The 7,526-nt window shown below is 62.7% G+C and carries 8 protein-coding genes and 1 pseudogene; 1 reads left to right on the top strand and 8 read right to left on the bottom strand.

Going from position 1 to position 7,526, the window contains the following annotated elements; genetic code table 11:
• From J2X65_RS26755 to J2X65_RS26725, 7 genes and pseudogenes are all read right to left on the bottom strand, one after another.
• Positions 1-402 (bottom strand): annotated as a pseudogene (locus J2X65_RS26755) (hypothetical protein); the annotation flags it as partial.
• A 521-nt stretch (positions 403-923) separates the two neighbouring features.
• Positions 924-1,214, bottom strand: a complete 291-nt coding sequence (locus tag J2X65_RS26750; RefSeq protein WP_310208520.1) for a putative quinol monooxygenase — start codon at positions 1,212-1,214, stop codon at positions 924-926.
• A gap of 41 nt (positions 1,215-1,255) precedes the next feature.
• Positions 1,256-1,678 carry a type II toxin-antitoxin system VapC family toxin gene (locus J2X65_RS26745; protein WP_310208518.1) on the bottom strand — a complete coding sequence of 141 codons (423 nt, stop codon included), beginning with the start codon at positions 1,676-1,678 and terminating at the stop codon, positions 1,256-1,258.
• Complete coding sequence (locus J2X65_RS26740; RefSeq protein ID WP_056878440.1) at positions 1,675-1,929, bottom strand: FitA-like ribbon-helix-helix domain-containing protein; 255 nt, start codon at positions 1,927-1,929, stop codon at positions 1,675-1,677. Before J2X65_RS26740 ends, J2X65_RS26745 begins: the two co-directional genes overlap by 4 nt.
• 96 nt (positions 1,930-2,025) lie before the next feature.
• Positions 2,026-2,439: a hypothetical protein gene (locus J2X65_RS26735; RefSeq protein ID WP_310208514.1), complete on the bottom strand. Its 414-nt coding sequence runs from the start codon at positions 2,437-2,439 to the stop codon at positions 2,026-2,028.
• Between the two features lie 135 nt (positions 2,440-2,574).
• Positions 2,575-4,623 (bottom strand): ParB N-terminal domain-containing protein, encoded by a 2,049-nt coding sequence (locus tag J2X65_RS26730; RefSeq protein ID WP_310208512.1) that lies wholly within the window; start codon positions 4,621-4,623, stop codon positions 2,575-2,577.
• 317 nt (positions 4,624-4,940) lie between these two features.
• Entirely contained in the window at positions 4,941-5,567 is a 627-nt protein-coding gene (locus tag J2X65_RS26725) for a hypothetical protein (protein WP_310208510.1), read from the bottom strand.
• Positions 5,568-5,666: 99 nt separating this feature from the next.
• Between J2X65_RS26725 and J2X65_RS26720 the strand changes: the two genes are divergently transcribed.
• The gene (locus J2X65_RS26720) at positions 5,667-6,848 is read left to right on the top strand and encodes a Fic family protein (RefSeq protein ID WP_310208506.1); all 1,182 of its coding nucleotides are present in this window, start codon (positions 5,667-5,669) and stop codon (positions 6,846-6,848) included.
• 251 nt (positions 6,849-7,099) lie between these two features.
• On the opposite strand, the gene J2X65_RS26715 is transcribed toward J2X65_RS26720, so the two are convergent.
• On the bottom strand, positions 7,100-7,526 hold a 427-nt coding region (locus tag J2X65_RS26715; protein WP_310208502.1), incomplete at its 5' end, for a hypothetical protein.

Here is a 7,526-nt window from a genome sequence, read left to right as displayed (position 1 = left end):
CCCGATTGTCCGGATCGCTTCGGCTACCGGCCGTCCCTGCGACACCAAAACGTCCACCTGACGGAGCTTCGCGACAATCTCTTCAGGCTTATGCTCTTCTGCGCCATGGCGCCATCCTCCAAAGGCCCGAAAGCCTACTTCACGGAGGACCACTTTCCAGGGAGCAGGCCATTGCCATTGTCGTGTCTCCGTTTCTCGGGCCGCGCCTATCGCGACCTCGATGGCGGTCGTGAGACCGGAGGCGATCAGCCCGCACCTGAAGGGCTGAAACGAAGTGGAAGACGGCCAACGACGGCTTTTTTGTCTCGCGATGCAAAGCGCGCTCGCGCGCGGCGGAAAAAAGCCGGTGGCGGACGTTGTGGGAGGATGATCGAGGCGAAGCCGGTCTTCGGTCAGACCCATGCCTTTCGAGGACGCCGTAGGTGCGCCCCTGCAGGACGGCAGAGAAACGATGATGCGATCTCGGCTCCTGTCACCCGATGAATCTGCGGATGGCATCCCCGGTATGGTCTACGCCGTTCCTGAACAAGGCTTGCTTCTCCTATCGGCGCTGGCGACGGTTGCGACCATGCCCTCAAGGAGTGCGGACGCCACCGCGTTTGGAGCTGCTGGACTGGGCGCTCCCGTCCGGCTTCACTATCGCACGGTAATGCGCGATGGACCGTCGCTCCAAGCGTGACCCGCTATTGCGGGCGATGGAAAGGGCGAGGTTCGCAAATCCTGAGTCCGCCGCCCCGGAGACCACGGCAAGACACCGTTCCCCGTTGTTGCGGGGCTTCACGCGCTCCGCCGCCGCTTTTTGCGTTAGTGATCGAAGCCGGATGGCGGAAACGCGCTCTTGGGCGTGGTTCCGGCGCAGCCGAGAGCGCAGCCCGAAGGGCAACGCCCAAACCCGTTCAGTGAGAAACACCTCCCTGATCGAGTCAGGCTGGAAACGCATCCATAAGGATGAAGGTCGCCTTCTGTCGCTGGTGGGCATTGATGAGCGGGACCAGCCGCGTGAAATGCTCGGTCCTGCAATGGGCGTCCAACGCCGTCCGATCGGGCCACTCTTCGATGAAGACGAAATGGCCGGGGTCTTTCTGGTCGATGAAGAGGTCATAGGAGACGCAAAGGTCTTCCTGCCGGGTCTTCTCGACCAGCTCGCGGTAGAGCGGCAGGACGATCTCAACGGCCTCGGGCTTAATGAAATCCTCGGCGATGACCTTGAGCATAAGGTGACGCTTCCTTTCGCGATCGGGCGATGGCCTCGTGTTCAGTGCCCGGCCGTCCAGGGGTCGATGATCGGGACACCCGCCGCCTTGAAGGCGCTGGCATCGCGCGTGGCGACCGCAAAGCCATGGGCAGTCGCGATGGCCGCGATGTAACCGTCCGGCGTCGGAAAACCCTTGCCAACGTTTCGCGCCGCAACGGCGAGGTTGGCATAGCGGCGGGCGGCATCCGTATCAAAGGGAAGGATTCTGCCGTCGAACAGGCCGAGAAGCCCGTCGAGGGTTGCGGCGAGCTTCCGCTTGCGCTGCCCGTCCGGCAGCGCGCCGATGCCGAACAGGAGTTCCGCGACGGTGACGCTGGAGAGATAGAGGGTTTCGGCGGCCTGCTCGTCCAGCCAGTCGCGCACGGCGGGAGCCGGTTCCGGCTTCATCGCCTCGGAAACGACATTCGTGTCCAGAACGATCATTCAAAGCTCATGGGTACGGCGGGCGTCCGGTCGCGGCTCTGTTCCAGCGCCTCGAAATCGGCATTTGTCAGCCCTGCCTCCCGGCTCAACGCCGCCATGGCGGAACCGATGCGCAGGCGGTTGGCGGGACGCACCGCCTCTTCCAGAATGTCGCGGATTTCGGCCTCGGTGCTGCGGCCATGATGGGCCGCGCGCACCTTGAGGGCGCGGTGCGCCTCGTCGGACAGGTTGCGAATGGTGACGGCGGGCATCTGATGGCGTCTCCGGCTAGTTGATGGCGACGCTATCAACATAGAGATTTTGCCATCACCCATCAAGATGCGACGACTTCCAGTGGCGTGGTTCCGCTATCTGGCGGGCGGGCTGATGTCCGCCGCTAGTCGCAACCACGCGGCCAGGCCGACGAAGCCGCCGCCGATAATCGAGAAGATTTGCCGCCAGACTTCGGATGGCGCGGTTTGCGTGGTGATGCCGTGAACCAGCGCATAACCCGCGATGGCGGCAGGCGTGGCGAAGACGAGCGCCACGGCAAGGCGCAGGATCGGCGCACGCACTGCCATGAACAGGACGATCAGCAGGCCATAGGCGGCAGCACCCGCCACCATCCCGACCAAGCCCGCACCGATGAAGCCGGAGCCGGAGTAGGCCCATCGGGCCGCCTCTACGCCGATCATGAAAGGCAGCGCATAGACGGCGAGCGTATAGGCCAGAACGCACAGGCCAGCGACCAGCGCGACGGCTATCAGCATGAGCACGATCATTGCAGAGTTCTCCTGAACCGATGACGGCGACGATCATCGGATCGGTCGCGCGGGGTCGATCCCCGCGCGACCGCGATTTTTTCGAGGGGCAGAAACAGGAAGGCCGGGGCCGCTTGCGCGGTCCCGGCTCAGTCCTCACTCGGCGGCTTGCAGGTAGGCGTCGGCTTCCGGCTCGGCGGCGGGCCGCGAGGTGCGCAGTACGGTCGGCAGCCAGCCGGTTCCGGCCAGAAGCTGTTCAGCAGCCTGCGCCATTTCCGGCTTCTTCAAGCCCGCGATCCGCTCGGCGGCTTCATCGCTGACAGCTTCTCGCACTGCGGCGAGGATATGCGCCTTGGTGACGCGACCAAGATAAGTCTGCCCGGTCGGGGTCCAATGCGCCGTCATGTCCAGCGTCACCGCGCTCGCCAGCTTCTCCGCCGTCGCGCGCGCGTTCGGCTTGTGCTCCCACTGCACCCTGACCGCATTGACGGTCAGCGATGCGCAATGCGCGAGCAAGGCCATAAGGCTCGCATGGTCCAGACCGGCGACGAAGGCCCACAGGTCCGCCACGTCGCGCGGCATATCCGACGCCCATCCGGCATGACGATCCGCCAGCGCCTTCGCGGCGGGCGTGTCCTCGATGCCGTCCGCGTGGGAGGCGAGATAGGCGCTGGTCAGGCGGATTTCGAGGCAGGACGCTTCCCCGCCACGATAGAAGGTCTGCGCCGCCAGCGCATGAACCACGGCGACAAGTGCGATATCCGGCTGCTCGCCAAGGGCGAGGCGCAGGCCAAGGGTGCAATGGGCGGTCAGGTCGCGGATGAGAAGGTCCGACAGCGGCTTTCCCGCATCCCCGGCATCCTCGTCCTCGGTCTCGAGCGCGGAATCTGCCCGCTCGTCCTCGTCCTCGTTTCCCTCGTCCCCGACGATCTCCCCATCCTTGGTGACGGTCACGCCATCCACATCGTAGGTGGCGCTTTCCGCTGCCTCCAGCTCCGGCGCTTCGTCCTCGGCGCGGATGAAACCACGCTCGATCCGGGCCGTGCCGTCATGGTTGAGGATGACGAACACGCCGCCGCGCGCGATCTCGTCGGCGTCATAGGCGTGGCGCTTGGCGTCGATCCGCTCGATCTCGGCTTCAAGCTCCGCGAGCCGCTGATCCACCTCGTCGGGAAGGTCCACGTCCGCGTCCTGCCATTCTGCCGACAGGCGCTCCAATTCCTCCTGCGTGGCGTCATAGGCGGCGGCATCTTCCTCCGACAAATCCACCGGGTGGGGATAGCTGCGGCGCAAGCCGTGGGCATGGGGATAGTCGATGTGAGCGGCGGTCCACTTCCATCCCTCTGCCGCCTGCACCTCGGCGGCGATGATTTCCAGCTTTCCGACGACTAGCCGGTCGAGCAACGCGGCGTCCTCGAAATAGCCGCCCCGATCCTCGGTGAAGAGGTCACGGATGATGGTGCCGCCCGCCTCGGTGTAGGTGTCCGTGCCGACGAAGATCGCGCGCCGGTCGGTCGCCGCGACATTCATTTTGGTCAGGTCACGCCGAATGGTCGCGGGATCTCGGTTCCATGACAGGTTCTCATAAACCTGCTCCTGCCGGTCATGGTCCTCGGTGATGGCAAAGGCCATCAACTGATCCAGCGACAAGCCGCCATCCCGATAGACCTGCATCAGTTTGGGGCTGACCGCGCCAAGGCGAAGCCGCTGTTTCACGACATGGGCGGAAACTCCGAACCGGGCGGCGATTTCCTCCGCGCCCCATCCCTTGCGCTCAGAAAGCTCCCGGAATCGTTCGAACTGATCAGCGGGCGACATGCTTTCCCGAGTGACGTTCTCGTCGAGGCTGATTTCCGCCGCATCGTTCTCGGTATCCAGCACGCAGCGAACGGCTTCCGTCTTCTTGATCTGCTTGCGCTTCACACGCAGCAATTGCGCCAACCTGCGGCCTTCGCCGATGGTGACGAGATAGCTGCCGGTCGGCTCACCCTCCGCGTTCGTCTCTGGCTCCACCACCAGATTTTGCAGCATCCCCTTGGCGGCGATGCTGGCCGCCAGCGCCTCGATATGGGCTTCGCTGTGCGGGGTTTTACGGGCGTTCTTGGGCGACTTCTTCAACTTGTTCAGCGGCACGAACAGCACCGCGCCGCTTTCGATGGCGGGGGCTTCGGAAACCGTGGCGGTGGTTTCGACAGTGTAGGTCATGGTCTTGATCCTCATTGGCTTGGGTTGGAGCGCAGCGCTGCGCTGCAACCCTGGCCGTCGCCGAGACCGGGGGGTGCAAGGAGCAAGGGCGGGCGGGCCGGAGGGGGATCACCCGGCCTGCACGGAACGGAGGAACGACGTGGAGGAAGGCCGGGGACACCGGCCCGGACGAGCGTCAGCGATCCCTTGCGCCGCGCCAGGGGGCAGCGCCCCCAAGCAACACGCCCGGCATGAGCGCCAGCGGGAGACGGGCACAAAGCTGAATCAGGATGTGAAAAACCGCTGAACCTGAAAACCGCGCATCCTGATTGCCGCAGCTACGCTTGTGGTGAGGTATGACCCAGTTCAACAGCCTTGCGACGCTGGGCGGTCGTCAACGCGGTCCAGAACCGATGGACGCGCGCGGTCGGCATTTGTTTCAGATCATCGATATGTTGGGCGCGGCGAAGCTCGATCTGGAAGAACGACGGGTGATGATCGATGTTGAAGGCCTGAAGCTTCCAGAAGACGACGGCAGCGTATTTGGGGGTGAGCTTCTTGTTCTTGCGATAGTAATCCAGAGCGCCCGACAGGATCGGGTTCTTCTCTTTCGCGGCAAGCTGTTCAAGGGTGCGGGTGCACGATTCCAACTGCATCTGCTGGGTCAGCTTGGTGAGGCGACGCTTTGCCTCGGCTGGCGACAAGCGCCGACCTTGCTCCATGACCGCCACGTCGAATTGAAGTATGCAGTGGGAGCCGACCCAAAGCGTGGCGTCGGTATAGTGATTGGCGATCTCGAAGTGGTAGCGAAGGTCTTGCTGGCCGCAGAGTTCACAGGTTTCGATCGGTTGCTCGTGATCGACCGTGTTGTCGGTGAAGGACCACTCGTCGAATGCAGCCGGCAGGGTTCCCGCCACTGAAAGCGGAAGAATACTGTCACGAACCCGTTGCGTGTATCCGCCCATGATGGTGCTGCCCGTTATTTAAGAGCGCTTACCTTAGCTCAACTCCTATTTAAGCCAAGCACCAATTGCTTAAATAACGCTGCGCCCGCATAATGGGGCATGTCCGAATCAGCTTCCAACCTCCGGCTAGGCCGCTTTGTCGAGACCCCTGTTGCGGGCGAAATCGTGCGTGCCTTCGTGCCGCCCCCACTGCCGCCGGAACCGCCGATCGACGTGCTCACCCTTCTGGAGCGGCTCAGTCTGGCGGAACGTGCCTTGGGGCGCCTGGACGGCATCACTATGCTGCTGCCGCGCCAAGAACTGTTCCTCTACATGTACGTACGGAAGGAAGCCGTCCTTTCGTCCCAGATCGAAGGAACGCAATCGACCCTTTCGGACCTGCTCCGCTTCGAGACCGAGGCGCAGGCCGGCCAGCCGATCGACGACATCCGCGAAGTCTCGAACTACGTCGATGCGATGATGTATGGGCTGGAACGGCTGGAAGAGCTACCGCTGTCACTGCGTCTGATCCGCGAGATGCACGAACGCTTGCTGCAAAGCGGACGCGGCGGGACGAAAAATCCCGGCGAGTTTCGGCGGTCTCAGAACTGGATCGGTGGCTCACGTCCAGCCAACGCGCTTTTCGTGCCGCCGCCGCCGACCGAGATGGATGGTTGTCTCGATGCGCTTGAGCGATTCATGCATGAGGACGGTTCGCGTTTGCCTGCCCTCGTCAAGGCCGGGCTGCTGCATGTCCAGTTCGAGACCATCCACCCTTTTCTGGACGGCAACGGCAGGATCGGCCGCTTGCTGGTCACGTTGTATCTCTGCGTCAACGGTGTGCTGCGCAAGCCGCTCCTCTATTTGAGCCTGTATCTGAAAACTCATCGCGCCGACTATTACCGACTGCTTCAGGAGGTGCGCGAGCACGGGGCATGGGAAGCCTGGCTCGATTTCTTCCTCACCGGCGTTGCGGATACGGCCAATCAGGCGTTTGAGGCCGCTACCCGTATTGTTGATCTGTTCAAGGAAGACCGCGAGCGGATTACGACAGAGAGCGACCGGGCAGGCTCTGCACTGCGTATCCATGATCTGTTTCAGCAGAACCCGTTCCTGACGGCCAACCAGCTCGTCCAACAAACAGGGCTTTCGGCTCCGACCGTGAATGCGGCACTCGCCGATCTGGAACGGTTCGGCATCGTTGAGGAAATCACCGGGCGCAAACGGGGGCGCGTGTTCAGTTACCGGCGATATCTCGCCATCTTGAGCGAGGGAACCGACCCGCTCCCCACAACGGCCTAAAAAGGGGGAGCCTGTGCCGATAAGAACTATATCCGCCGCACAATTCGCGACCGCCTTCGATCTTAGGCCCAATCTCGTGGCGTGGTTCGTTGGCGCCGGCGCATCGGCCGCCTCCGGCATCCCGACCGGCTATGCCATGATCCGCGACTTCAAGGCGCAAATCTTTTGCCGCGAGACAAACCTGTCAAAGCGAGAGATCGACGGCTGATCCAGTGTGGATCGACAGGATCGATGCCTTTTTTCGGCAAACGTCACTGTTGCCGCCTGACGGCGATCCTACGGAATATGCCAAAGCCTTCGAAGCGGTATATCCAGAGGCTCGGCATCGTCGACAATATATCGACGATGCGATCTCCAAGGGCACTCCCTGTTTTGGGCACAAGGTACTTGGCAGCCTTATGGCCGCCGGTAAGGTCAATTGCGTTTTCACGACGAATTTCGATCCACTCGTCGAGGAGTCGGCGCATTCGGCAAATGGGATTCTGCCAGTAGACGACCAGAACCGTCCGACTGTGGCGGCGATCGATTCCGCCGACCGTGCCATGCGGTGCCTGAATGAATCCGACTGGCCGTTGGTAGCGAAGTGGCCTGCTCCCTGGAAAGTGGTCCTCCGTGAAGTAGGCTTTCGGGCCTTTGGAGGATGGCGCCATGGCGCAGAAGAAGCATAAGCCTGAAGAG

Origin of the sequence: Ancylobacter sp. 3268, from assembly GCF_031456575.1 — a bacterium.
Classification (GTDB): Bacteria; Pseudomonadota; Alphaproteobacteria; order Rhizobiales; family Xanthobacteraceae; genus Ancylobacter.
Note: the sequence above shows the minus strand (reverse complement) of the source record. Positions and strands in the feature narration are given on the sequence as shown.